Origin of the sequence: Megasphaera vaginalis (ex Srinivasan et al. 2021) (assembly GCF_000478965.1) — a bacterium.
Lineage (GTDB): Bacteria > Bacillota > Negativicutes > Veillonellales > Megasphaeraceae > Megasphaera > Megasphaera vaginalis.
Genome location: NZ_AWXA01000008.1, coordinates 47,400 through 73,620 on the forward strand (window position 1 = coordinate 47,400; position 26,221 = coordinate 73,620).

The following is a 26,221-nucleotide window of genomic DNA, read 5'->3' on the forward strand; positions in this document are numbered from 1 at the left end:
CCATAAAGAACCGCTTCAATAGGCTCAATAGCGCCAGATACACACTTATTTAAAACGCTGATAAAGCTTGAAACGATATCTTATCTTTTCAGGCCTACTGCAGACTTCCGCCAATCAGTATATGCAAAAGCAGCCTTTCCTGCAAGGCTGCTTCGTATTATTTATTCATGATTTTGGCGATTTTCTTCAACTCAATCGACAGGGTGCCGTCAGAGTTCGTGATAAATTGAATAAATTCCGTATTTTCAATATATGCTGACGGAAAGGTGATTTCAATACCCGTATCGGTTTTGATCTTGTGCATCGTACCGGTTTTGCGGGCGTATTCTTCTTCCACTGCAACCGTTTCAGGCAGGCCGGCCGCTGCCGCCTGTTCCGAAAAAGCTTCCTGCAAAGGCGGACTGTCGGCAAAGACACACGTTCCCATTTCTCTCGGCGAAAATTCATCAGGCAATTCGGCATTGGCGGCAACGTATTGCTTGGCCTTGGATAATACCCTAATCGGGTCGGCGCCGAATTCATCGGCAACGGCAAGAGCTATCTTATTGGCTTTCTGCACAGCCTCTTTGCCGGAAATGACGGCTGTGCATTGAAGCAGCCGCTCCGGCAAAATCAGCAGTTCTTCACCGTTGACGCGGCGCTTTTTGTCAACAAAGGTTACGGACAGGTCATGCAGTCCGACAATCGCATAGGCGTCGACTTTCTGCGTCGTATTCGGCAAGATGGCGTAATGCTTGATCAGTTTGCTGTAAACGCTGCCTTCGTCGTCGAGAATCTGATGGGTATAGGCCGTTTTGTTTTCCAGCAGAAAGATGCCGATCCGGTTTTCTTCATGATCATCCCGAAAGGCGACGAAAAGCAGATCCAACGATATCGGTTCATCCCATAGAGACAGGATATCGTACAGTTTTTTCGCCGTCTCCGAAGCGACTTCGGCAAAATCGGCAGTGCCCGCCAAATAACGCTGCAACAGTTCCTGATAATGACTTGTCGCATAAAACACGCCCGTTTGCCGGGACGGATCGTGGAGAACGCGACTCACCTGTTTATCGACATACTCATAAACGGTCTCATTCGTGAAATCGAGCGGCTTTTGTGAAAGGATACAGGCATTCGTATGGAAATCGAGCACATGCAAGACGGCTTGTTGTATCATCATGGCCGGCGACCTCCGGTCAGCGTGTAAAGCAAGGCGTTGCAAATTGCGGCGGCAATATTGCTGCCGCCTTTACGGCCTACTGCGGTAATATACGGCACGCTGCAAGCCATGATCCGTTCCTTGGCCTGCACGACGTTGACGAACCCGACAGGCACGGCGATCACCAAGGCCGGTGCGACGGCGCCGCTGTCGATGAGCTCGGCCAGACTGAAAAGCGCTGTCGGCGCGTTGCCGACGGCAACGATCAACGGGCCTGCCAACGCCGCCGCTTTTCGCATCGCCGCCGCTGCCCGCGTCGTACCGGCCGCTTTAGCGGCGGCGGCAACGTCGACGTCAGCCATAAAGCAGACCTTGCGACACCCCAGCGTATGCAACGCGCCCTGGTTGATGCCGGTACAGGCCATGTTCGTATCGGTCACGATGGTGCATCCCTGCTGTAGTGCCGCCAAGCCGCTTGCTACGGCGCCGCCGCTGAAACGGAGCGTTCTGGCGTATTCAAAATCGGCACTCGTATGAATGACGCGCTTGACGACAGCCAGCTTTTCCGGCGCAATCGTAATTTCGCCCAGTTCTTCATCGATGATCTCCATGCTGCGCCGTTCTATGTCCTGAGGCAACACATGTTCTATTTCCATGACATTCCTATCCTTTCTTTTTTCCACGCTAAGGCTTTCCGCAAAAACCGCGCCGCCCACTGCGGCCGGCTGTACAGATGCAGATGGGGATACCCGGCCAGAAGATTGCCGCAGCTGTAATAGGCGGGCCAACTCCCTTTGCCGGAGGCTTTCACCGCCGTAAAAGCAGTGCCGTCACTGTCGCTTGCAGAATAGTGAAATTCGTGAGCTGTAATCGTTTCTCCTTTTCGGCAAAGAAGCGTATCTTCCTGCGCCGTCAATTCGATATAGCCGAAATGGCGCAGCTTGTCTGTCAGCGTACATTCCGTCGGGATAGCGCTAACCCAGGGAGTGAAGGCCGTCCCTTCTCCGAATCCCTGTTGGAGATACATATAGCCGCCGCATTCGGCAAAACACGGCAGCCCTTTGCCCAAGGCGTCCCTGATGGAACGACGCATAGACGCATTGCCGCTCAGCGCCGAAGCATGCAGTTCCGGATAGCCGCCGCCCAGATACAGGGCCTCGCAGTCCGGCAACGCCGCATCGTGAAGGGGGCTGAAAAAGACGAGTTCCGCTCCCAAACGGCGCAGCAAATCGAAGACGTCGTCATAATAAAAGCAGAAGGCTTCATCCCTCGCTACGGCTACGCGAACCGAACCGACGGGCGAAAGGGTAAGGGGCTCAACGGCAACAGCCGGCGCCTGTTCCGCCAAACGGCACAGGCGCTCCAGGTCTAACGTCTCACCGGCAACTCGGCCCAGTCTGGCGACAATCTCGTCTATAGTCGCAACTTCGGCGGCGCCTACTAATCCTAAATGACGGTTCTCGAGACGGCATTCCGGCAAAGGCGGCAGATAGCCGCAACTGCAAAGACCGCTCTCCTGCTCCCAACGTTCCCGATAGTACGCGTATACCGACGGCTTGACATGATTGACGATAAAGCCGGCGACATGACTGTCATGGCGAAACGACGCCAAGCCCTTCAACGATGCGGCAAGCGATAATGCCGATCCTTTACCGTCCACAACGAGAATGACCGGCGTCTCCGTAACGCGAGCCAAGTCATAGGCCGACGCCTCCGCCGTCAGGCCGATACCGTCGTAATAGCCCATTGCCCCTTCGATAACCGCCATGTCGGCGCCAGCGCCATGCTCCGCCAAGATGCGGCGTACAGCAACGGCCCCGGCTTCATGCCGCCCCAAGAGAAAAAGATCCAGGTTCCGCGAAGCCGTACCGGTAATACGGCGGTGAAAAGCGGGATCAATGTAGTCCGGGCCGCTCTTGAACGCTACGACCCGTTTGCCGCGCCCGACCAAAGCACGAAGCAGGGCACAAACAACTGTTGTCTTGCCGCTGCCGCTCTGCGGCGCTGCCAGCAAAAGCCGCGGCACAGCTACAGTGCTCATGATTCGCCGCCTTGCTTGACGGCGCGCATAACGTAAACCGGATTTTGTCCGATCATCATCGTATACGCGACAGCCTGTCTGCCTGCGGCAACAAAGAGGTTGACGATATCGAAACGATAGCCGTCTTTATCCTTATAATAGGCGATTGCTTCGCTTACCGTTTCCAATGTGACCGCCGTTATGACGACGCGGCAACGCTCATTTTTTTCGTAAATACGGTCCAATATGGCCGCCAACCGCCCCTTTGTACCGCCAATAAAGGCGCAGTCGCAAGGCGGCAGCGCAGCGATATGTTCCGAAGCCTCACCGCTGACGATATGCATATTTTCCACGCCGAAACGCGCCTTATTGGCTTCAAGCAACTGCAGCGCCGCCGCCTTGACCTCCAAAGCGTACACCTTTCCTAACGGCGCCTGCAACGCCAATTCGACGGAACAGGAACCGGTACCGGCGCCGACATCATAAATCGTATCGCCGACACGGGGAGCCAACTTGGAAATGGCGACGGAACGCACTTCCTGTTTTGTCATCGGCACGTCGCCGCGCAAAAAAAGACGGTCATCCAAGCCATGCACGCCTTTACCGATAACTGCCGACGCTTCGTTGAGAATCATCATAACCGCCAAGCTGTCAAAGTGCAGAGCCGCCAATTCCGACGCCGTACCGGCGCGGATCCGTTCCCTGTCGTACGACAAGTATTCCCCGACGTAAACCTGCAGCCCGCCCAAACCGGCAGCACAGAGTTCGCGGCACAGCACCTCGGCCCGATCAATGTCGCCGGTAAGGCAAAAAACCTTGCCATGCTGCAATACGGCAGGAGCCAGCGCCTGCTTGCGGCCATGACGGCTGACGACATAAACATCTTCCCAGGACATGCCTAATTGAGCGGCAAAATAGACGAGACTGCTGATACCGCAATGACGCTGAACGGTGCAATCCGGAAAATCGCGAATTGCTTTGGCCAGGCTGTAGAAGCCGACATCACCGGAAACGACAATGCCCAACACATCGTGTTCGTGATCCAGCGATGCCGCCAACGCACGCAGCGCCGACGGCCTGGTCAACGGCTCCCGACGCACGGAATCCGGTACGGCTTCGAGCAGACGCCGATCGCCTGCCACTACCGTGCAAGTTGACAACGCCCGCGCCGCCGCCGCCGTCAGCAACTCTCTGTTGCCGGGCCCCATGGCGATCACATGAATGGGAAGCATAACGATTCTCCTCTCTTATCTTTGCAAATACGCGGTAAGAACGGCGATCATGTCCTCCGTACGTTGACCTGTCTCTTCCTGCCGGCCAATGACCAGCAGCCTGGCTCCTGCCTTTTCCGCCGCCACCGCCTTCTCTTCATAACCGCCGATTCGCCCCGAATCTTTGGTGACGACGAATGTCGCCCCGCACTGCAGGAACATGGCCCTGTTCAAGTCTTCCGAAAACGGTCCCTGCATGGCGATAATGCGGGAAGGATGATACCCGAGATCCAAAGCCTTCCGCAACGAATCCTGAACCGGCAGGATACGGACAGTAACGCGTTCGGCATACTGCGGCAACAGCGTAAACGCCGCCAGATCCTTGCTGCCTGTCGTCAGAAAAACGTTGCCTTCCCGCTGCAGCAGCCATTGTACGGCGGCAGCGGCGGACGACACGACGACAGCGGCGTCTTCCTCTTCCGCAGGCCGCACGATGCGGTAACGGACAATATGTTTCGCCGCACAGAGCTTGCGTATATTTTCCGTTACGACCAGGGCATACGGATGCGTCGCATCAATGATCATATCGGGATGAACTTGCTCCGCAAAAGCCGCCATCGCCTCATAATCTAAACGTCCGCCCTGTATATTGATGTTGTCCGCCTGCGGCAGCAGGGACGCGCCGTAAGCCGTCGCAGCCGAAACATAAACGGTCGCCGCTTTACCGGCAAGCCATTCGGCAAGCTGCCGGCCTTCCGTCGTTCCGGCCAGAAGCCAGATCGTCGGATTCATAACCGATACCCCCGCGGCGTCACCATCCGCCCGTTAATCACCTGCGTCCGGCTATTGCCGATAAACACGGTCGTAAACATGTCGACATCTGCTCCGGCCAAGGCTTGTAACGTACTTAACAGAGCCGTCTCTCCTTCTCTGCCGATATTGCGGACAATCCCCGCCGGGGTTTCGCCGCTGCGGTACTTTCCGATAATCGCACAGGCCCTGGCAAGGTAATCTTTTCTTTTTTTACTGCCCGGATTATAAAGGGTAATGACGAAATCGGCCTGCGCCGCCGCTTCCAGCCGTTTGGCGATCTGTCCCCACGGCGTCAGCAAGTCACTCAGTGAAATGAGGCAAAAATCATGGATCAGCGGCGCTCCCAACAAAGCCGCCCCTGAGCATGCCGCCGTAACGCCGGGAATGACGGCAATCTCGAGGTCGTCATAGGATGCAGCCACCTCATGCAAGATGCCCGCCATACCGTAAACGCCGGCATCACCGCTGGAAATCAGGGCAACCTTCTTACCGGACGCGGCCGCCTCAACAGCCAGTCGGCACCGCTGCACTTCACTCGTCATCGGCGTGGCGATATATTCCTTATCGCCGTAATCGCCGCGAATCAGATCGATATACGTCGTATAGCCGACAATAACGTCACTGTCAGCCAACGCACGAGTTGCGCGTAAAGTCATATCCTCTTTCGTCCCGGGACCGATACCGACAACATACATTCTGTTTTTCATAACATTCCTTTCTTACGCATCTTCCGGAAATGAAACGACAAAGTCTTCCACTGCCAGCGCCATCGTCACCCCGTCGCCGGCAGTCTTAGGCAGCAACAACGTACCGCCGCTGCTGCGCAACGCCGCCCGCTCGCAGACGTTGTCAACACCGACGGTCTGCGCCACGAAGGACGAAGGCGAAATACTGCCGTCAACGGCTCGCAGCGATGCCGCTGTATAAAAGCGCAGCGCCAGCCCGGCTTCGGCAGCAAAGGCCAGGAGACCGTCCTCATCCTGCTTGATATCAAGTGTCGCAATACCGGCAATGACCGTCGACGACAGATCCAAACGGCGCAGCTCGCGCCGCACGAGCCGCCGGATCTGCGCGGCAGAAATTCCTCTGCGGCAGCCGATGCCGAGATGAACGATACGAGGCCGCAAGACGACGGTATCGGCAAAAGGATAACATGACTTCTTCAAGGTAACCGCCATTCCCACCGCTCCTGAATCGGCAAACTTCACACCGGCCGGCAATGGACCGGCAACGGGAAAATCGCTGTAAAAACCGACAGGCCGCGCCGCCAACAAAGCCGCCGCAAACCGTTTTGCCGCCGTCAGGGAAAAAAGCTGCAATCCCCGCTGCGCAGCCCATTCATCCACAGCAAAGAGCCGGTTGACATCCGTTGCCGTCGTAATCACCGCCGTACCGCCCAAAAAATCGGCAAGCTGCCGCGCCAATCGATTGGCGCCGCCAATGTGGCCCGAAAGCAGGGGAACGACGAATCGCCCTTTTTCATCGACACCGATGACGGCGGGATCGCGGCGTTTATCGGCAACATACGGCGCGACGGCGCGTACGGCGATGCCAACGGCGCCGATAAAGACCAGCGCCCGGGCGTCACGAAATGCCGTCGCCGTTGCAGCCTGCAAATTCGGCCGCAACGACAAAAGGCCGTTTGCTGCAGCCGCATATCGTTCCACTGTCATCACCTGCACGGCAAAGCCGTTTTTCCGCAAGCATTCACGTACATGCAGGCTCAGTTCGGCGCCGGCGGCGGTAAAGGAAAATACGACGGCCTTCATGGCTTCGCCACAGCCATGCGGCAACCGTGTGAGAACGTCGGATCGTAAAGCCGGCTCCGCTCATAGGCCGCCTGCAAAAAAGGGCCGACCAAGATCAGCGCCGTCTTGCAGATCCCGTTCGCCGCCGCCGTTTCCGCCAAAGAAGCGACGGTGCAGGGAAGCACTTTCTCATCCGGCCACGAAGCCTTGTAGACGATCATTGCCGGCGTTTCCGCGTCATAGCCGCCGCGCAGCAGTTCTGCCGTCAGCGCCGCCAACAGAGAACTGCTGAGAAAAATGACCATCGTCGCCTGATGAGCGGCGTAATCGGCGATCTTCTGTTTATCCGGCACCGGCGTCCGCCCTTCCATGCGCGTAATGATGACCGACTGACTGACCCCCGGCAGTGTATATTCCGCACGTGCCGCCGCGGCAGCCGCAGCAAAAGAACTGACGCCGGGAACGATATCGTAAGTAATGCCTTTTTCTTCAAGAATATCCATTTGTTCGCGAATAGCGCCGTAAAGGGACGGGTCTCCCGTATGTAAGCGGACCGTATGCCAGCCCATTTCTTCCCCTTCGGCCATTGCCGCCGTAACCGTTTCCAAAGTCATGGAAGCGCTGTTCAGGATACGGCATCTCTTTTTTGCATATTGCAGAAGTTCCGCATTGACCAGCGATCCGGCGTAAATGATCTGATCCGCCGTTTCCAGGAGCATTTTGCCGCGAACCGTGATCAGATCGACGGCTCCCGGCCCTGCGCCGACAAAATGAATCATCCTCTTCCCTCCTCATGCACCAGAATAACGGAAAAATAGGTATTTTCTTCGGCGTCGGCCAAAGACGGATAACGCCGTTCACCCGGCAAGCCGCAACGTTCGACCATGGACGCGCCTGCCAACTTGCCGGCGGCTGTCAGTTCCGCTTTGATCGCCGCCAACTGCCCTGCCGGCTTCATAATCACCGTATTTCCCGGCATCTGCAACAATGCCTGCCTGTCGGCCCGACCGCCGGGAAAGATCACGAGAGGTTCTTCTTTTTCACAAAGGGGCTGCTGCAACGCCGCAGCGGCAGCACAAAAACTGGGAACGCCGGGAACAATCTCCGTTTCGTAGCCGTCGTCGCGCAGACGGCGGTGAACGTAAATACTGGACGCGTATACGGTCGGGCAACCCAAGGTGAAAAGGGCCACATCTCGCCCGGCCTCAAGATGAACCGCGATCGCCGCCGCTCCTTTCCGGTGCGCCGCGGCCAGAACGGCCCGGTCACGAGTCATGGGAAAATGCAGCGTAATAATTTCCTTCTTCTCCGGTTCCACCCCGTCTATACCTTGCAGCGCGTCCAACAGAATACTTTTTGCCGTCAGCTTTTCCGTATTTCCCTGCGGCACGGCCCAGACAGGACAACGTTTACTGTATTTCACCGCTTTCAACGTCAAAAGCTCCGGATCTCCCGGGCCGACGCCGATGCAAAAAAGCTTTCCCTTCATTCTCTTACCTCCTTCGGTGACAGGCCAGCAACGCGTCCGCTCCCACCGTCTTGCCGAGAACGCCGTATTCATTGGAAAAGGCGATGGCAGCGACGGGGATTTCTCCCTGTACGCGGGCAGACAGATACTGTTCTATCTTTTCCATGGCCTGCGCCATAACGGCCGGCAAAAGGCCGTGAACGCGCAAGATGCGGACCGCCTCGTCCGTCGTCAGCGCCGCGTAAATCTCCCGCGCCGTTTGCGCATCGGCGCCGGCAAAGACGGCGGCCAACGCCAGGAAGGTCATTCTGCCGTCGCCGTAGCGGGAGTGGGTATTCATGATCCCTTGTGCCAATTTGATCACCTTCCCCAAATGGCCGATAAGCAGAACATCGGCAAAGCCGCAATAAACGGCATAATCAAGAAGTTCGCCGACATAATTACTGCATGTAATGCGCCCCGTCACGTCGAGACCGAGCTCATGGCGGCTGAAATCGACGCCGTAATTACCGAAAAAAGCCAGGCAATGGCGTTCTCCGGCGGCACGGCGCGCATTCATTTCCGTTCGGATCGTGTCGACCAGAGCCTTTTCACTCATGGGATCGACAATACCTGTCGTGCCGAGGATAGAAAGACCGCCTTCAATTCCCAAACGGGGATTAAAGGTCTTTTTGGCAACTGCCGCACCGCCGGGAATAGCGATCGTGATCTGCAGACCGCCGCCGTAACCGCAGCGGGCGGCGATCTGCGCCGCGCCTTCGCGGATCATGCGGCGCGGCACGGGATTGATGGCCGCTTCGCCGACAGCACAGGCCAGTCCTGCCTTTGTCACGACGCCGACCCCTTCGCCGCCGCAAATCGTAATACCTGACGGTGTTTTTTTGACGGAAGCGAAAATAAGAAGGCCGTCCGTAATATCCGGATCATCACCGGCGTCTTTACGGACGGCACAGCTGACCGAATCCGGTTCTGTTCGTATCGCTTCCGGTTCCAGGATCAGGCGCGTGCCGTCCGGCGTCGTGAGGCTCACGGCGTGAACTGCGGCGCCGGTAAGCAGCATTTCGACAGCAGCCTGCGCCGCCGCAGCCGCACAGGTCCCCGTCGTATAACCGCGCCGTAACCGTTTTCCTCGTTTTATTGCGTACGAATCCAGTACCATATCCAATCAGCTTTCTGTTAATTTTCGGCAGACACGTTCTTCGTCAGCCCGTACTGTCATTATACAGGACGGATCAGTCTTTTTCCAGTGCCTGCCAGGCTTCGTTGGCCCGTTCGACGAACATCTTGCGGACAGCTTCATTTTCACCTAAACCGTGAATGTACGTGGAAACGGTAAAGCCTTCTTTTTCCAAAACGCTCTTGTGCGAATCGCTTTCGGCGCCGGCCATATCATTATTGGCATGATCGCCTGCTACCATCATCATCGGCATCAGGACCACATGCTTGACACCTTTGGCCTTGAGCTTCGGAATGACCGTATCCAAATGAGGCCAGCCTTCGACAGAATAAATGAAGACATTACCCAGCGCGGCATCATTGAGGCGATCCTGCACAACCGAATAATAGGCGTTGCCGGGATGAGGGGTGCCGTGTGCCATGAGCAGCAACGCTTCATCATCTTTCAATTTCGGGAACTGCGTGGAAAAGGCGCCGACGAACTCCTGCAAATCATCGCGCTGTCCTTCCTGCCCCATCCAATAAAGAATCGGCGTGCCGATCGTCATTTTTTTGAAATTCTCTTTGTACAGGTTATACACAGCCGTATCATATGCGTATTCCATGCCGGGAATGACATCGAGAGACGTAATGGCGATTCGTGTATAGCCGTCCTCTTTCAGCTGTTCCAGGGCCTGTTCCGGCGTCGGAATGGCCAGTCCTTCATGGGATTTGATACGATCGACGATGATATGTGACGTGAAGGCCAAAACGACCTTCGTATCCGGATGAGCCGCCTGAATAGCGGCAACAGTCCGGTCAATATTCGCGGCGCGGCTGTCCTTATACGTCGTACCGAAACTGAGGACTAAAATGGCATCTTTGTTTTCGGCATTCTTCATCGCTTCATTGGTATACGTGCGCACGCCGATCGCAGCAGCTTCCTTCAGTGCCGGCGTAGCGTCCTTTACTTCCGTATTCAGCGAATATCCGGCATAAGCCGGCACGCCCGTAAAAGCGCCGAACGAGGTAATTGCCAGGGAAAGCAGGAAAAGTCTTTTCATATTTTTTTTGAACATACTGATCACTCCTTAAAAAACACTTGTTATTTTTGTCGGGATGACGGCAGCAATGCCGTTTGACCCGTTCTTGAACGATATTCTTCCAGCGTTACTGCAAAAACGGTTTCCAATCGTTCCTGCGTCAGAACGGCCGCAGCAGTACCGGCCGCCCGGATTTGTCCTTCAGCCATGACGACGACGTTTTCGGCAAAGGCCATGGCCTGATTCAGATCATGAAGGACGACGACGACGGTAAGTCCCAATTGCCGATGCAATGAACGCAGCAGTTTCATTACGTCCAGCTGGTGGCGGATATCCAGATACGTGGTCGGCTCGTCAAGGAGCAATATTCTCGGTTCTTGCGCCAGCGTCATCGCCAACCAGGCGCGCTGTTGTTCTCCGCCCGAAAGGGTTGTCACCATTCGGTCGGCCAAGACGGCCACGCCGGTTCGTTGCAAAGCCGCCTCGACGGCACGCTCGTCGGCGGCGGCACTGCGCAGAAACGACGTGCGCGCAAAGCGTCCCAGACGCACCAGCGAACGCGTCGTGCAGCCTTGCGGCGCTTGATGGTACTGCGTCAGGACGGCTACCATGCGACCGATCTCCCGGCGCCGATACGTATGGATATTCTTGCCGTAAAGAAATACGGAACCGCCTGTATAGCGAAGATTCCGATACAACGCTTTTAAAAGCGTGCTCTTACCGCAGCCGTTGGGACCGATAATGGCGGTGAAAGAGCCGTCTTCAATAGTTAGCGAAATGTTGTCGAGAATTTTTTTACCGGCAATCGTATATGTCAGATTTTCCGCTCTGACAGCTGCCGCCTTGTTCATAATTCACGCCTCAGAAGAAACAAAAAAAACGGTGCGCCCAGACAAGCCATGATGATACCGACAGGCAGTTCGACGGGCGCGACAATGACGCGGGCCGCCGTATCGCTGAGCATCACGACGGCAGCGCCCAAGACGGCCGCTGCCGGCAAAAGCAGACGATAGTCATTGCCGATAAGGAGACGGGCCATATGAGGTACAATAAGGCCGACAAAGCCGAGAAGGCCGGCAACACTGACGGCGGCTGCCGCCAGCAGTGCGGCGACGGCGGTCAGATATAGCCGCACGGATTCGACGGAAAGGCCGACGGCCTTGGCCATATCATCTCCCAATTGCAAGACATTCAGACAACGGGCGCCCAGGAGAGCCAGCACCAGACCGGCGGCCGTGTACGGTGTGACGATCAGGACATCGTTCCAACCGACGGCAGCCAATCCGCCGACCATCCAGACCAAAGCGCCGTGAACGCGGTCGCTGAAAAAGATGAGGATACCGGCAATGACGGCGCCTAAAAGTGCCGATACGGCAACGCCTGCCAGAATCATACGCAGCGGCTGTATGCCGTGACGCCAAGCAAGGATATAGACGACAACCGCCGCCGTCATGGCGCCGCAAAAAGCGACGGGAGTCAATAAGGCCGTCATGGCGGGATATAGAATGATAATGACAATACCGGCGGCGCCGGCACCGGAAGAAACACCGATAAGATGCGGATCGGCCAGCGGATTGCGCATGATTGCCTGTAAAATGGCCCCGGACAAAGCCAGATCGACACCGACCAGCGCGCCCGTAATGGCCCGGGGCAGGCGAATATTCCAAATAATCTGATCGACCGTGCCGTTCGTATGGTGCAGCAGTGACCAAAAAATCTGATCAGCGGGAATCTTCGCCGCTCCCTGTGTAACCGACAGCAACAAACCTGACGCCGCCAAACAGGAAAAGACGAAAAGCACCGTAACGGCCCGCAACTTCACAGAACCACCTCAGGCCAGACGGCATGAGCCATAAAAGCCAGGGCTTGCGGATAATCCAAGCCGGGATTAATGAGGAAGAGGTTCTCCGGCAATACATATACGCGGCCCTTTCGTACGGCAGAAAGACTCTGCCAGGCGTCCGTATCGTTGATATACTGCTGCAGCCTTGCGTCCACATTATTTCCTTTTCCCATCGTCGTGATAAAAATCACATCCGGATCCGCTTCAACCAACGTCTCCATGCTATAGGGAACACGGTCTCCATCGGTCGTTTGCGCGGCTGCGGCGGCAATATTCTCGAATCCCAGCAACTCGGCCGTACTGCCGGCTATCGTACGAGGCAACTCAAGAGTAACATTTTTGGCCGTCGCATGCAGAATAGCCGCCTTTTTGCCGTGGCCGTCCACCTTGCCGCAGATAGCGTCGATCTTCGCCGCCATAGCCGCCAACTGTTCCTGTCCTTCCTTCTCCTTACCGTAAATGCGGGCAATACAGGTCATATTCCGCTTTACGTCATCATAGCTTTTTGTCGATAAAAGCAATACGGGAATACCGTTGGCTCTGAATACCCCGGCAATCTTGTCATGTTGGCCTTTAACGGCAATGATCAGATCCGGCTGCAAAGCGACCGTCTTCTCCGTGCTGACCTGATAGACGGGACCGACTTCGGCTGCCGCTTTATACTTTTCCGGAATAAGCGTATCATCGGAATTGAGAGAAACCCTGCCGACAACGTCGCCGTCAACGGCAGCCGCAAAATGGAGCAGCGATCCCGACAGAACGACGACACGCTGCGGTTTCTCCTGCAGCACGACGGTCTGTCCGGCATCATCGGTAATTGCAGCGTACGCGTTTCCGGTCCCCTTTTCGGCCGATTGCCCCGTCTGACCGCAACCGGCGCTAAACAAAAGAACGGTCAGACAGACGGAAATACAGAGGATTTTTTTTAAATGCCCCATCTTATTTTTCCTCCTAGAACGTATATTTTACACCTGCCAGCCAATACCGCCCTGCCGCCGGATAATGCGGATACAGATCATACCCTGCATTGCCGATATTATGAACATTCATATAAATGGTCTTATTCTTGCCGGCTTCATAACTGACATGGCCGTCCCACCGCAAATAAGAACCTGCCGCATAGTACGTATCGTCTCGACCGCTTCCCGCCGTCAACGTCACCCCGGCGCGCCATTTGTCACGATGATAGGAGAGACTGCCGTGATAGCCGTTCGGACTGCTGTTGGCCGGATCAATAACCATTCCTTTGCCGTCGTTATTATCAATCTTTGTCTTGATAAAGGAATAACCCAATTCATATTCCCAGTCTTCGTTGATCTTTTTTTGCAAGGTAATTTCCAGTCCCCGTTTATCTTCTTCGTTCAGATTTCGAACCATGGCAAACGCATCCGTACGATCCCAACGAATGGCATTATCCAAATGGCTGTGAAAAAGGCTGAAACGGAAGAGTGATTTCCGATCATAGGCATAGTCAAATCCGACCGTTTGCAAATAACCTGTTTCCGGCAACAAGTTTTCATTGCCAAGGGATGTCTTTTTATCCGTTTTCAAGTAGTAATACAGGTCATTTAGACGGGGCGCCGTATAAACGCGGCTCCAGTCAGCATAAATATTGAGATTATCGTTCGGCCTGTATTGGAGAGAAGCTTTAGGCGTCTGGTGGAAACCGAAGGTGCTGTTTTCATCAAAACGAATTCCCGGCGTAAAGAAAAGCTTGCCGAAGACCATGTCGTCTTCCAGATAAACGGCCCGATTCGTTCGCTTGCGATCATAATAATTGGCATTTTCATTCGTTCCGGCGTCTTCCGTCCATTCCAACCCTGCCGTCACATAATGATGCTCGTTCATCCAGGCCGTTTCTGCCTGCACCCCCTGCGTCCGCGTATGGAAAGAACCGCTCCAGAAGGTTTTCATATAATCATTGAAATAGCGTATAAACCCCGGTGTATCACTGTTTTCATGAAAACGGTAGGTCACACTGTAATCATTCATCAGCCGTTGCAGCGGTTTTTCTTCCTTAACGGCAAAGCCGGTATCATTACCGAAAAAAGATACAGCGTGGCCGTCATACGTCTTATGGAGAACCGTAACGGTCAGGGAATCGCCTTTTCCCAACTGCTGATCGATACGGCCTGTAAAAGAATCGCTGGAATAATCGCCTCTCCCCTTGCCTGCCCCTATCGCATCGGGAAAACGATAGTAGCTGCGATGATCAAGCGCTCCGGTCAGATACCAGCTCGTCTTGCCGACGCTGCCTTCATTGACGAGACCGTAATGGTGCATGCCCCAGGAGCCGCTGTTCACGTCGACAGTTGTGCGGTTCTTTTTCCCTTTCTTCGTGATGATGTTAATCGTCCCGCCGACAGCGCCGCTGCCATACCGCAATGAACCGCTTTTTACCACTTCGATCCGCTCGATCATGTCCGGTCCCGGCAAGGTTGCCAGATCCACCGAACCGCGTCCGTACGGCGATCCCTGAGCATTACCGATATTCTGCCCGTCGACCAGAACGGCGACGCGGTCGCTGCCATGAAGACGGATGTACCCTGACGTTCCCGGTACCATTTCATTCATGGTAACGCCATTTACCTGTTCCAAAATGTCGGCAACGGTATGATACTGATTGGCGTCAAATTCCTTTTCCGTCACAACGGTCTTGGCGGCCTCCGGCAGCTTCGCGCCGCCGTAGGCGCTGCCGCCGGTTCCGTAAGCCCTGACCAGAACCGGCGCCGTCGACACATGTACAATATGATCGTCACCTTCGTCAGCAGCAACGGAACAAAAAGAAATGCCGAAGGTACAACAAAGCATCGTTCCAACCAATGTACAGACTTTCAAAAACGGTCCCCTCCTAAAACAGCTGTTTGAAAAAAGCATAAAAAAAGCCGTGAGTAAAAAACCTCACGGCAACACTTATATTGCATCGTAAATCCAATCTCCTTCCCATCGCTCGCAGGTCTGTCGGTGATTATCCGTCAGGCAGTTCTTCTGGCTCGGATTCATCGCCTAACTGCGCCTTCCCATACGAACGTCGTACAGTGGCACCCATGCAGCCGGCTCTTCCTTACAGCGGCGGGACCGCGCCGGTTTTACACCGGACTTATCTATTGAGTCTTGCGACACCTGATTTGCTGTATGTATTTGTTTTTTTACTATACACTGTCCGTTATTCTTTGTCAACGACGCCGTCTTCCGCCGTGTATTGCAAAAACCGCCCCAGCAGCGTACTGCGTCCCTGCTGTTTCAAGGCCGAGTAAGCGATCGGTCTGGCGGCGGCCGGGAAAAGACGTTCCAGCGCCGACAGGTTTTTGTTTCTGTCCGACTGATTCAGCTTATCCGCCTTCGTCCCGACGATCTGCAGTACAACACCGCCGGCATGCAACCATTCATAGGCATCCCGGTCAATCTGCAGACCGGGATGGCGCAAGTCGACAAGCAGGCAGAGAAGCTTCAGTTTTTTCGATTCCCGAATATACTCGCCGATAAACCGACTCCAACGTTCCCTGTCGGAACCGCTTGTCCTGGCAAAACCGTAGCCGGGCAAATCGACGAGATAAAAAGGATAGCGCCATGATTCTTCGCCTTCTTTGCAGCGCAGGACGGCACTGAAAAAATTAACGGTCCGCGTTTTGCCGGGAGCGCCGCTGACCTTGGCCAGACCGCGCTGATTACAAAGAGCGTTGATCAGACTCGATTTGCCTACATTGGACCGGCCCAAAAAGGCGATTTCCGGCAACTGCTCGACGGGATACTGCTCTTTGCGGACTGCCGAAACGACATACCGGGGATTGATGATCGCCAGATCAAGTTTGTCGTTCATGATCGCACCAACGCTTCGTGCAGAACTTCATCCATGTGCCGGACAAAGACGAAATCGACGTCATCTTTCACGGACTGTGGCACGTGAATCATATCCCGCTTGTTTTCTTCCGGCAGCAGGATCCTTTTAATCCCCGCCCGATGGGCGGCAATAACCTTTTCCTTAATCCCGCCGACAGGCAGCACCGTGCCGCGCAGCGTAATCTCACCGGTCATCGCCAGATCATGGCGCACCGCTTTTCCGGTCAACGCGGACGCAATAGCCGTCGCCATCGTGATTCCCGCCGAAGGGCCGTCCTTGGGAATCGCCCCTTCCGGCAGATGGATGTGGATATCCGTGTTCGCGTAAAAGTCCTCATCCAAACCGAGTTCACCGGCACGACGGCGAATATACGTCATGCCAGCCGCCGCCGATTCTTTCATGACGTCACCGAGCTGACCGGTCAGTTTCAACGACCCCTTCCCCTTGATTGCAACGGCTTCCGTTTCCAGTATCTCACCGCCTACCTGCGTCCAGGCCATACCGGTCACGATGCCGACTTCATCACGTCTGCCGATTTTCGTTTCCGTATACTTGGCAGGGCCGAGCAATTTCTCCAGATTTCGTACGGTAACGGTCAATTTCTTTTCTTCATCAAGCAAGACCGATTTGCCTATTTTGCGACAAACGGAACCTATCGTCTTTTCCAGCAAACGAACACCTGATTCCCGCGTATAGTCGCGAATAAGGCGCTGCAAAACGGCATCGGAAAATTTCGCCTGAGCGGCGGTAACGCCGTTCTCCTTTTGCTGCTTCGGTACCAGATAGCGTTTGGCTATCTGCAATTTCTCATCCTCCGTATAGCTGGAAAATTGGATAACTTCCATGCGGTCCAGCAACGGACGCGGAATCGTCGACAGACTGTTGGCCGTCGTGATCCAGAAAACCTTGGAAAGATCAAAGGGAATTTCGATGAAATGATCGCTAAAAGTATTGTTCTGCTCCGGATCAAGAACCTCCAAAAGAGCCGCTGACGGATCGCCGCGCAGATCCGATGTCATCTTGTCGATTTCGTCGAGAAGGAAGACAGGATTCTTCGTTCCCGCCTGCTTCATGCCGTTAATGATCCGTCCCGGCAAAGCGCCGATATAGGTTCGGCGATGGCCGCGAATTTCAGCCTCGTCACGGACGCCGCCAAGGGAAATCCGGACATACCGGCGATTCATGGAACGGGCAATCGATTTGGCAATACTGGTTTTTCCCGTCCCCGGCGGCCCGACGAAACAGAGAATGGGGCCTTTCAGGCTCTTTGTCAGTTGTTTGACGGCCAAGTATTCGATAATGCGATCCTTAACCTCTTCCAACCCGTAATGATCTTCGTCCAAGACGATCTGCGCTTCTTTCAGATCAAGACGATCCTTCGTCTCCTTCTTCCACGGCAACGCCAGAGCCCAATCGAGATAGGTCTTGATAATCGCCGACTCGGCCATCATGGGCGGCATTGATTCGAGCCGATCTACTTCTTTCAGCAGCGCTTCTTCAACGGCTTTCGCCAGTTTCATTTTGCGTATTTTTTCCCGCAATTCCTCAGCTTCCGTATCCTTGTCGACTTTATCGCCCAATTCTTTATGAATGACCTTGATCTTTTCACGAAGATAGTATTCCTTCTGCTGCTTTTCCATCGATCCTCTGACTTCGGCGTTAAGGCGTCCTTCCAGTTCGGAGATATCTATTTCCGTTTCCAGAATCGTCGCCGTCCGGCGCAGTCGTTCCGTAAGCGAAACTGTCTCCAAGATCTGCTGCTTGATGAGCAGCCGTACCGGCAGCTGCGATACGATAAAATCGGCCCGTTCTCCAGGCGCTTCGATAGATCTGACTTTTTCCGCCAGCTCATCCCGTTCCTTCGTATTTTCAGCCCATTCTCCGAAACGCTTCATCATAATGCGTTCCATCGCTTCATCTTCCAACGATGACGTACTGTATTCTTCCAATTCTTCACCGGCAGCTTCCAGGTATTTCTTCTTTTCGGAAAAACCGTTGATCGCCACACGACTGATCCCCTCAACCAGGAGGCGTACCATACCGCCGGGAAGACGCAGCATCTGTTGTATTTTGACTAATGTGCCGACGTGATAAATATCATCATAACCGGGATTTTCCGTTTCACTGTCGAGTTGGGCCGCCATCAACAAAAGCCGGTCATGCTCCATGGCATACTCTACGGCTGCCAATGATTTATCACGGCCGATATCGACATGACTGAGGAGTTTCGGATAAACAACCAGGCCGCGCAAAGAAACCAACGGCAAGGCTAGTACTGTTTCTCCATTCATTTCATTCACCTTCTTTTATACGATATAAAATAAAACTCATTTCCTGCAGTGAGAAAATGAGCCTTATCAGAGTTTATCATTGATCCTTCAACACGAGCTGAGGACTTTTGTGTTCTGTTACGCTTTCTTTTGTAACGATACATTCCTTGACATCTTTGCGCGAAGGCGCATCATACATAACGTCGAGCATGACTCGTTCAATAATGGAGCGCAGGCCCCGAGCACCCGTATTACGACATAAGGCCTCTTTGGCAATAGCCTGTAACGCCTCCGCCGTAAAGGTCAGCTGTACATCATCCATGCCGAGCATCTTCTGATATTGTTTTACCAATGCATTTTTCGGCTCCGTCAGAATATGCACCATGGCCTCTTCGTCCAAAGGCTCCAGCGTAACCAAGACCGGAAGACGGCCGACAAGCTCCGGAATCAGGCCGAACTTCTGCAAATCCGTAGGAATAATATCTTGCAGCACCTTTTCCAGTGAATCATCATTTTTGGAATGAATATCGGCGCCGAACCCCAAATTTTTATCAGATGTTCTGTTTAAAATCGTCTTGTCGATGCCGGCAAAGGCGCCGCCGCAGATAAAGAGGATATTAGTCGTATCAATTTGAATCATTTCCTGGTTCGGATGCTTCCGTCCTCCTTGAGGCGGAACACTGGCAACAGTGCCTTCAAGAATTTTCAGCAAAGCCTGCTGCACGCCTTCGCCGGAAACGTCGCGTGTAATTGACGGATTTTCCGATTTACGGGAAATTTTATCGATTTCGTCGATGTAAATGATTCCCCGTTCCGCTTTGGCAATGTCAAAGTCCGCCGCTTGGATCAGCTTCAGCAGACAGTTTTCGACATCTTCACCGACGTAGCCGGCTTCCGTCAGGCTCGTCGCATCGGCAATGGCGAAAGGAACATCCAAAAGACTGGCCAAGGTTTGTGCCAGCAGTGTTTTGCCGCTTCCCGTAGGACCGACCATAACGATATTCGATTTTTGCAATTCCACGTCGTCATCGGAAACGGTATTGCTTTGGAGCCGTTTGTAATGATTATAAACGGCAACGGACAGCGTCTTTTTTGCCGCTTCCTGCCCGATGACGTAGTCATCGAGCGTTGCTTTTATTTCATGCGGCGTCGGCAGTTCTTTCAGTTCGAAATCTTCGACCTGTTCTTCGGCCTCTTCTTCTTCCAAAATATGCTGCGCGACATGGATGCACTCATCGCAAATATAAATTCCGGGGCCGGCTATCAAACGTTTGACTTCGCTCTGAGGCCGACCGCAGAAACTGCAGCGCGGTTCATCTATTTTCTCTTTTGCCAATTCTGCAAGTCCTCCTGTAGTGATTAATCGTCAGTTTCAGCTTCACGAGGACGGGTGAGAATTTCATCGACTAAGCCGTAGGCTTTCGCATCTTCACTGGTCATGAAGTTATCCCGTTCCGTGTCTTTTTCGATCACGTCCAGGGGCTGGCCCGTGTGATGCGACAAGAGTCCGTTCAATTCCTTGCGCATGCGGAGAATTTCCCGCGCGTGGATTTCAATTTCCGTTGCCTGTCCCTGTACACCGCCCAAAGGCTGATGAATCATGATCTGCGAATGAGGCAGCGCAAAACGCTTTCCCTTCGTTCCCGCCGTCAGCAGGACAGAAGCCATGCTGGCGGCAGACCCGACGCAGATCGTCGACACATCGGGCTTGATGTACTGCATCGTATCATAAATAGCCATACCGGCAGTAACGACACCGCCGGGGCTGTTAATATATAAATGGATATCCTTATCGGGATTGTCAGCTTCCAGGAAAAGAAGCTGTGCAATAACGACATTGGCCACCGTATCGTCGATGGGACCGCCGAGAAAGATAATGCGATCTTTCAAAAGGCGGGAGTAAATATCATAACTCCGTTCGCCCTGTGACGACTGTTCGACAACAATGGGAACGTACTGCATTTTCATCATCAGACACCTCTGCTTTTACGCTTCCGGTTTATCTTCGCTCTGTTCCGTTTCTTCTTTCGGCGCATTCGTATCGACGGCATTGCTCAAAATGAAGCTGGCAGCCTTCTTGCGACCGACAGACTGAACGAGCATGGGAACGCGTTTTTCTTTTAAAATAATTTTGTAAACTTCCTTCGGATCGGCACCGAAATTCTGTGCCATCGTGAAGATCTCAGCCTGCAGATCTATGTCATTGACTTCGATTTTTTCCTTCTTGGCAATTGCTTCCAATACCAAATCCATCCTGACATTGTCTTTTGCAGCATCTTTATACTGATTGCGCAGGCCTTCCATATCCTGTTTTGTATAGTTGAGATAATCGTCGAGATTCATCTTCTGTGTTTCCAATTTCAAGGAGAATTCTTCGATCATCTGATTGATCTTGGTTTCGATCATAGCTTCCGGAATCTCAACGGTAGCACCGTCAATAGCCTTTTTCAGCACTTCCGAATTGAAGGCTTCCAGATTTTTGAACGTCAACTGCCGTTCAAGGCGTTTGCGCAGATCGTCTTTCAGTTGATCGACAGATTCAAATTTACCGGCTTCTTTCGCAAATTCATCGTTAATAACGGGGAGTTCGCTCCGTTTTACGTCGTGGATCATCACGGCAAAAACAGCGTCTTTACCGGCGAGGTCCTGTTCAAAATAATCATCGGGGAAGGTGACCTTGACGTCTTTACTTTCTCCCGCCTTGCAGCCGATAAGCTGCTCTTCAAAACCGGGGATAAAGCTGTTGGAACCGATCTGAAGCGGATATGCCTTGCCTTCGCCGCCTTCAAAGGCTTCACCGTCAACGGTACCCTTGAAGTCGATAACGGCGAAATCATCTTTCGCTATCGCCGTCCCTTCCGGAGCCACGACGAGCTTGGAATGCTGTTTCTGGAGATTGGCCAATTCTCTGGCAACGTCTTCATCAGATACGACAACCGGTTCTTTAGCCGCTTCAAGACCTTTATATTCGCCTAATTCGACTGCCGGTTTCTTCGTGAATGTAGCTTCAAAGACGACATCTTTGGTGCTGTCATCGCTGATGACCTTGATATCGGGATCGGTTACGGGAACCAAGTCCTTCTCACGAAGTGCATCACTATACGCTTTGGACGCGATAACTTCAAAAATTTCGTCTTTCACGGCATCTTTGCCGAGGAAGTTTTCCAAGACCTTGCGCGGCGCCTTACCTTTACGGAAGCCGGGAATATTGACGCGATTGGCTAAATTGCTGCATGCCGATTTGGCGCCTTTGGCAGCATCTGCTGCCGGCACTTCAATGTGCAGGGTCACTACGTGCTGGTCTACTTCGTTTACAGTTACATTCATGCTGAATATGTCCTCCTTATGGATGTAAAATCCCTATATATTCTCTGCAAAACATTATACTACGCCCTACATAATATCATAAAAAAACACATTGACAAGAAAACAAGCTGCACCGGCGCCATACAGGAGCGCTCAGGTGATGTGCCCCGTTCCGCAAAAGACAAAGACAGACACCAAACGGTGTTTTCCCTTTCTCCGTTTCCGTTTATTTCTCTTGCCAAGGCAGGCGGAAAAAGCTATACTAAATCTATACAAAAACTGTATAAAAAGGAGTGTCGCCATGAAAAAATATGATCTCATCGTTATCGGTACAGGTGCGGCCAATATCGTTACCGACGCCGCTCTGCGCCAAGGCTTGTCCATTGCAATTATTGAACGGGGCCGTTTTGGCGGCACCTGTCTGAACCGCGGCTGTATTCCGACTAAGATTCTCGTCACGGCAGCCAACTATATCCGTGAAATACGCGAAGCCCGCAGACTGGGCGTCATGACAGATAACGTCCGTTTCGATTGGGCTGCCGTTACCGCCCGTCTCCGAACGAAAATCGACAGAGAAAGTCGTCTTGTCAAAGAATATTACGGCTCCATGGATGCCGTCGACCTCTATGAAGGCACCGCCGTTTTTACGGGAATGAGGACACTGCGCATCGATCTGAATGACGGCGGTCAGGAGGTCATTTCCGCCGACAAGATGGTAATCGGCACCGGCGCCAAAACGAACGTGCCCGACCTGCCCGGACTGGAAGAAGCCGGTTACATCACCTCGGAATCGCTGTTCGGCAGCGGCTATCCGCAGCAGCCGTACCAAAGTCTGATTATTGTCGGCGGCGGTCCCATTGGCTGTGAATTCGCCCACGTCTTCGATGCCGCCGGCACCAAGGTCACGCTGATCCAGCACAATGTCCGCCTTTTACCGAAGGAAGACGAAGCCGTCTCGGCGCACTTGTTGAAGCAATTTATGGATTATGGCATTACTGTCCGCCTGAATCAGAACACGCTCTCTGTGCGTAAAGAAAAAGAACGGAAGGTCCTCACGTTCCGCAACCGCACGACCGGTGAAGAAGGGGAGGTCGCGGCGGAAGAAATACTGATCGCCCCCGGCATCATGCCGACCATTGATCTGTTGCAGCCGGCCATTTCCGGTATTGCCGTTGACAAACGCGGCTATATTTTGACCAATGAATTTCTCGAAACGTCGGCCGACCGCATTTGGGCGCTTGGCGATATCAACGGCCTCGCGCCGTTTCGCCATAAAGCCAATCATGAAGCTGAGGTAATAGCGCACAACATCTTCTCCGACACGCCGCCCGAAGCGTGGCGCTGGGCCCGCTATGACGTCGTCCCTGCCGTTACCTACACCTATCCTGAAGCGGCCCACATCGGCCTCACGGAGGTCCAGGCCGAAAAAGCAGGGCTGCCGGTGACAACGGCGATGAACCACTATTCCGCTTCGGCAAAAGGATATGCGTTAGGCTATACGCCGGACGAAGCTGACGACGGCTTCGTCAAACTCGTCATCAATAAGGAAACGTCTGAAATCCTGGGCGTTCATATCATCGGACACGAGGCGTCCCTCCTGATCCAGCCGTTCATCAATCTCCTGAGCTGCGGCCATCAGACGTTAACAGTCGTGCATGAAGAAATCGCGTCTCCGACTGCCGCAATGCTTCGCGCCCGGGGCTTGACCCGTGAGTTGGACCCGAAATCCGTTTTAACTGTCGGCGAAACGATAACGCCGCATCCGTCGCTTTCTGAAGTAACGATGTGGACTCGCTATTATTACGAAGGAAAATAACCTGTTTTTCATCAAAAAAAAGACCGGACACGGTGTGTCCGGTCTTTTCCCTTTTCTGCTCATTTACTGATTACGGCAAGAATATCACCGGTCTTCACGCTGTCACCGACTTGGACGCGCAATTCATGAACAGTGCCGCCGTCAACGGCGGTAATATCATTCTGCATCTTCATGGCTTCCAAGACGACGAGAACGTCGCCGCGTTGAACGGTACCGCCGGCCTCCGTCCTGATCGCCGATATTTTGCCCGGCATCGGCGCTTTTATCAATACGGCGCCTGCCGGCATTTCTTTCGGCAACTGCGGCGCAGCAGGCTGTACCTGAGGAGCGGGAGCCGGAGCTGCCGGCCGAACCGGCGGAACCGAAGACTGCTGAACCGGTTGAATCGTTTCACGCGGCGCCGCGCCCATTTCTTCTACTTCGACTTCATACGCTTGACCGTTGACGGTAACTTTAAATTTTTTCATTTCCATCCTCCTGGAGTAGTTTCGAATTGAATTTATCTGACACCGGCCAATCGCCCGGCCATAACCCAATGTTCGTTGGCAATAGTTGTTTTCTTTCTGATGCCGCGAACGGCTGCCGGCGAATACCCGCAGGCTGTAACGGCGGCCATAATCGCCGCAATGATTTCCGGCTCAAGCGCCGCTTCGTCATGCTGACACGAAGCGATCTGAGGCGACAAAGCCGTACTGCCCTCATCGCGATGGACAGCGGCCTGGCCGGTACGGTCAGCGTCACTTGCTGCCGGAAGGGAAACCTCCGCCGCCGATTCGACCGCCGCCGCATCAGCCGACGGCACCTCGTCCGCCGCCGGAAGCCTTGCCGCCTGTGCTTCCAAAAGCACGACACGCCGCTGCAACGTCCGGATTTGCTCCGACATGCGACGGGCATAATGGCCGAAAGCCAATGCCATTGCGATCAACAGGATGATGAGGACAGTATCTATCGATATATCAGCCATTTCTTCTCCTCCTCTTACAACGGAATATTACCGTGTTTTTTCGCCGGTCGTTCTTCCCGTTTACTGAAGAGCATTGCCAAAGCATCGATCACGCGTCGCCGCGTTTCTTTCGGCTCAATGACGCAATCGACATAACCGTGCTCGGCAGCCTTGTACGGCGTGGAAAACTCTTCAACATATTCCTGCTTCTTTTTATCCTTTTCCGGATCCCGTTTAAAAATGATATTTGCCGCGCCGTCAGGCCCCATGACGGCGATTTCCGCCGTCGGCCATGCATAGACCATATCGGCGCCCAGCTGACGGCAACACATGGCGATATACGCGCCGCCGTAGGCTTTACGGACAACGACCGTAACCTTCGGAACCGTCGCTTCACAATAAGCATACAGCATTTTTGCGCCGTGACGGATAATACCGCCGAATTCCTGCGTCGTCCCCGGAAGAAAGCCGGGAACGTCGACAAACGTAACCAGCGGAATATTAAAGCTGTCACAGCAACGGATAAAACGAGCTGCTTTCGCAGACGCATTGATATCGAGACAACCGGCCAGGAATTTCGGCTGATTGGCAATGATACCTACCGTCTGCCCGTCAAAACGGGCGAAACAGGTAATGATATTCTGCGCATACCCTTCCATAACCTGATATACGGTACCGTCATCGACACAGGAACGAATGATTTCAAGCATATCGTAAGGCATATTGTCATTGTCGGGAATGATCGAGTTCAGGGCCTCGTCCTCACGAGCCGGATCATCGTTCGTTTCGACCAACGGCACTTCTTCCATATTATTGCTCGGCAAATAACTCAACAACACTTTGATCTTGTCGATACAATCAACTTCATCTTCACAGGCAAAATGCGCCACACCGGAAACGGTATGATGCGTCATGGCGCCGCCGAGCGTTTCCGCCGTAACCTCTTCGGCCGTAACCGACTTGATAACAGCAGGGCCTGTGATGAACATATTGCTCGTATTTTTTACCATAAAGATGAAATCCGTCAACGCCGGACTGTACACGGCGCCGCCGGCACAAGGTCCCATAATGACGGAAATCTGCGGTATAACCCCGGAAGCAGCCGTATTATTCATAAAAATACGACCGAACCCGGAAAGAGCATCGACGCCTTCTTGGATACGAGCGCCGCCGGAATCGTTGATACCGATAACGGGGGCCCCCATCTTCAAAGCCATTTCCTGTACCTGACAAATTTTGTGGGCGTGCATTTCTCCTAAAGAACCGCCTTCGACAGTAAAATCCTCGGCATACGCAAAAACCAAGCGGCCGTCTACGGTACCGTATCCGGTCACGACTCCGTCGCCGGGAAGCTCTTTTTCCTGCATATCGAAGTTTGTACAGCGATGACGGATAAACTGACTGATTTCCGTGAAGCTGTCAACATCAAACAATCGCTGCAACCGCTCCCGCGCCGTCATCTTTCCCTTTTCATGCTGCTTGTCGATCTTGTCCTGGCCGCCGCCCATTTCAACAGTCTTCAATTTGCGGCGAAGTAATTCTATTTTTTCTTGAACCGTAGCCATCTTGCACCTCCATAATCGGTTACATACGTTCATACAGTATA

At 53.6% G+C, this 26,221-nt stretch carries 24 protein-coding genes and 1 riboswitch; of the genes, 1 reads left to right on the forward strand and 23 read right to left on the reverse strand.

The window, feature by feature from the left end; all coding sequences use genetic code 11:
* Positions 1-157: 157 nt before the first annotated feature.
* The 20 genes from HMPREF1250_RS02135 to tig form a co-directional block, all read right to left on the reverse strand.
* A complete protein-coding gene (locus HMPREF1250_RS02135) occupies positions 158-1,159 on the reverse strand; it encodes a nucleoid-associated protein (RefSeq protein WP_023053084.1) in 1,002 nt (333 codons plus the stop codon).
* Entirely contained in the window at positions 1,156-1,794 is a 639-nt protein-coding gene (locus HMPREF1250_RS02140) for a precorrin-8X methylmutase (RefSeq protein WP_023053022.1), read from the reverse strand. The genes HMPREF1250_RS02135 and HMPREF1250_RS02140 overlap by 4 nt, the downstream gene beginning before the upstream one ends.
* Positions 1,785-3,179, reverse strand: coding sequence for a cobyrinate a,c-diamide synthase (locus HMPREF1250_RS02145; protein ID WP_023053102.1), 1,395 nt, complete (start codon positions 3,177-3,179; stop codon positions 1,785-1,787). The genes HMPREF1250_RS02140 and HMPREF1250_RS02145 overlap by 10 nt, the downstream gene beginning before the upstream one ends.
* Positions 3,176-4,390 (reverse strand): bifunctional cobalt-precorrin-7 (C(5))-methyltransferase/cobalt-precorrin-6B (C(15))-methyltransferase, encoded by a 1,215-nt coding sequence (locus tag HMPREF1250_RS11300; RefSeq protein ID WP_023053018.1) that lies wholly within the window; start codon positions 4,388-4,390, stop codon positions 3,176-3,178. Before HMPREF1250_RS11300 ends, HMPREF1250_RS02145 begins: the two co-directional genes overlap by 4 nt.
* 15 nt (positions 4,391-4,405) lie before the next feature.
* Positions 4,406-5,161 carry a precorrin-6A reductase gene (cobK, locus tag HMPREF1250_RS11305; RefSeq protein ID WP_023052944.1) on the reverse strand — a complete coding sequence of 252 codons (756 nt, stop codon included), beginning with the start codon at positions 5,159-5,161 and terminating at the stop codon, positions 4,406-4,408.
* Complete coding sequence (gene cobJ, locus HMPREF1250_RS02160) at positions 5,158-5,889, reverse strand: precorrin-3B C(17)-methyltransferase (RefSeq protein ID WP_023053053.1); 732 nt, start codon at positions 5,887-5,889, stop codon at positions 5,158-5,160. The genes cobK and cobJ overlap by 4 nt, the downstream gene beginning before the upstream one ends.
* 12 nt (positions 5,890-5,901) lie before the next feature.
* Complete coding sequence (locus HMPREF1250_RS02165) at positions 5,902-6,951, reverse strand: cobalt-precorrin 5A hydrolase (RefSeq protein ID WP_023053073.1); 1,050 nt, start codon at positions 6,949-6,951, stop codon at positions 5,902-5,904.
* On the reverse strand, positions 6,948-7,709 hold the full coding sequence (gene cobM / locus HMPREF1250_RS02170) for a precorrin-4 C(11)-methyltransferase (protein WP_023053006.1): 762 nt from the start codon (positions 7,707-7,709) through the stop codon (positions 6,948-6,950). Before cobM ends, HMPREF1250_RS02165 begins: the two co-directional genes overlap by 4 nt.
* The gene (gene cobI / locus HMPREF1250_RS02175) at positions 7,706-8,419 is read right to left on the reverse strand and encodes a precorrin-2 C(20)-methyltransferase (protein WP_023053088.1); all 714 of its coding nucleotides are present in this window, start codon (positions 8,417-8,419) and stop codon (positions 7,706-7,708) included. Before cobI ends, cobM begins: the two co-directional genes overlap by 4 nt.
* 4 nt (positions 8,420-8,423) lie before the next feature.
* On the reverse strand, positions 8,424-9,557 hold the full coding sequence (cbiD, locus tag HMPREF1250_RS02180; RefSeq protein WP_023052989.1) for a cobalt-precorrin-5B (C(1))-methyltransferase CbiD: 1,134 nt from the start codon (positions 9,555-9,557) through the stop codon (positions 8,424-8,426).
* 73 nt (positions 9,558-9,630) lie between these two features.
* Complete coding sequence (locus tag HMPREF1250_RS02185) at positions 9,631-10,632, reverse strand: sirohydrochlorin cobaltochelatase (RefSeq protein WP_023052943.1); 1,002 nt, start codon at positions 10,630-10,632, stop codon at positions 9,631-9,633.
* 26 nt (positions 10,633-10,658) lie between these two features.
* Positions 10,659-11,447, reverse strand: a complete 789-nt coding sequence (locus tag HMPREF1250_RS02190) for an ABC transporter ATP-binding protein (RefSeq protein ID WP_023053030.1) — start codon at positions 11,445-11,447, stop codon at positions 10,659-10,661.
* A complete protein-coding gene (locus HMPREF1250_RS02195) occupies positions 11,444-12,418 on the reverse strand; it encodes a FecCD family ABC transporter permease (protein WP_023053070.1) in 975 nt (324 codons plus the stop codon). The genes HMPREF1250_RS02190 and HMPREF1250_RS02195 overlap by 4 nt, the downstream gene beginning before the upstream one ends.
* On the reverse strand, positions 12,415-13,377 hold the full coding sequence (locus tag HMPREF1250_RS02200) for an ABC transporter substrate-binding protein (protein ID WP_023053008.1): 963 nt from the start codon (positions 13,375-13,377) through the stop codon (positions 12,415-12,417). The genes HMPREF1250_RS02195 and HMPREF1250_RS02200 overlap by 4 nt, the downstream gene beginning before the upstream one ends.
* Before the next feature lie 13 nt (positions 13,378-13,390).
* Complete coding sequence (locus tag HMPREF1250_RS02205; protein WP_023052948.1) at positions 13,391-15,277, reverse strand: TonB-dependent receptor plug domain-containing protein; 1,887 nt, start codon at positions 15,275-15,277, stop codon at positions 13,391-13,393.
* Between the two features lie 122 nt (positions 15,278-15,399).
* Positions 15,400-15,581, reverse strand: a riboswitch (cobalamin riboswitch).
* A gap of 24 nt (positions 15,582-15,605) precedes the next feature.
* Positions 15,606-16,259, reverse strand: a complete 654-nt coding sequence (gene yihA / locus HMPREF1250_RS02210; RefSeq protein WP_023053023.1) for a ribosome biogenesis GTP-binding protein YihA/YsxC — start codon at positions 16,257-16,259, stop codon at positions 15,606-15,608.
* Complete coding sequence (lon, locus tag HMPREF1250_RS02215; protein WP_023052976.1) at positions 16,256-18,571, reverse strand: endopeptidase La; 2,316 nt, start codon at positions 18,569-18,571, stop codon at positions 16,256-16,258. Before lon ends, yihA begins: the two co-directional genes overlap by 4 nt.
* Before the next feature lie 76 nt (positions 18,572-18,647).
* Positions 18,648-19,886, reverse strand: coding sequence for an ATP-dependent Clp protease ATP-binding subunit ClpX (gene clpX, locus HMPREF1250_RS02220; protein ID WP_023052994.1), 1,239 nt, complete (start codon positions 19,884-19,886; stop codon positions 18,648-18,650).
* 23 nt (positions 19,887-19,909) lie between these two features.
* Positions 19,910-20,518 (reverse strand): ATP-dependent Clp endopeptidase proteolytic subunit ClpP, encoded by a 609-nt coding sequence (gene clpP / locus HMPREF1250_RS02225; RefSeq protein WP_036242371.1) that lies wholly within the window; start codon positions 20,516-20,518, stop codon positions 19,910-19,912.
* Positions 20,519-20,536: 18 nt separating this feature from the next.
* On the reverse strand, positions 20,537-21,877 hold the full coding sequence (gene tig, locus HMPREF1250_RS02230) for a trigger factor (protein WP_023053038.1): 1,341 nt from the start codon (positions 21,875-21,877) through the stop codon (positions 20,537-20,539).
* A 280-nt stretch (positions 21,878-22,157) separates the two neighbouring features.
* On the opposite strand from tig, the gene HMPREF1250_RS02235 reads away from it, so the two are divergent.
* Entirely contained in the window at positions 22,158-23,672 is a 1,515-nt protein-coding gene (locus HMPREF1250_RS02235) for a dihydrolipoyl dehydrogenase family protein (RefSeq protein ID WP_036242372.1), read from the forward strand.
* A 59-nt stretch (positions 23,673-23,731) separates the two neighbouring features.
* Here HMPREF1250_RS02235 and HMPREF1250_RS02240 read toward each other — a convergent pair whose 3' ends face one another.
* The 3 genes from HMPREF1250_RS02240 to mmdA are packed head-to-tail and all read right to left on the reverse strand — an operon-like array spanning position 23,732 to position 26,180.
* Entirely contained in the window at positions 23,732-24,139 is a 408-nt protein-coding gene (locus HMPREF1250_RS02240) for a biotin/lipoyl-containing protein (RefSeq protein ID WP_023053036.1), read from the reverse strand.
* Between the two features lie 32 nt (positions 24,140-24,171).
* On the reverse strand, positions 24,172-24,636 hold the full coding sequence (locus tag HMPREF1250_RS02245; protein WP_023053045.1) for a hypothetical protein: 465 nt from the start codon (positions 24,634-24,636) through the stop codon (positions 24,172-24,174).
* Between the two features lie 14 nt (positions 24,637-24,650).
* Positions 24,651-26,180, reverse strand: a complete 1,530-nt coding sequence (mmdA, locus tag HMPREF1250_RS02250) for a methylmalonyl-CoA decarboxylase subunit alpha (RefSeq protein WP_023053035.1) — start codon at positions 26,178-26,180, stop codon at positions 24,651-24,653.
* Positions 26,181-26,221: the final 41 nt, after the last annotated feature.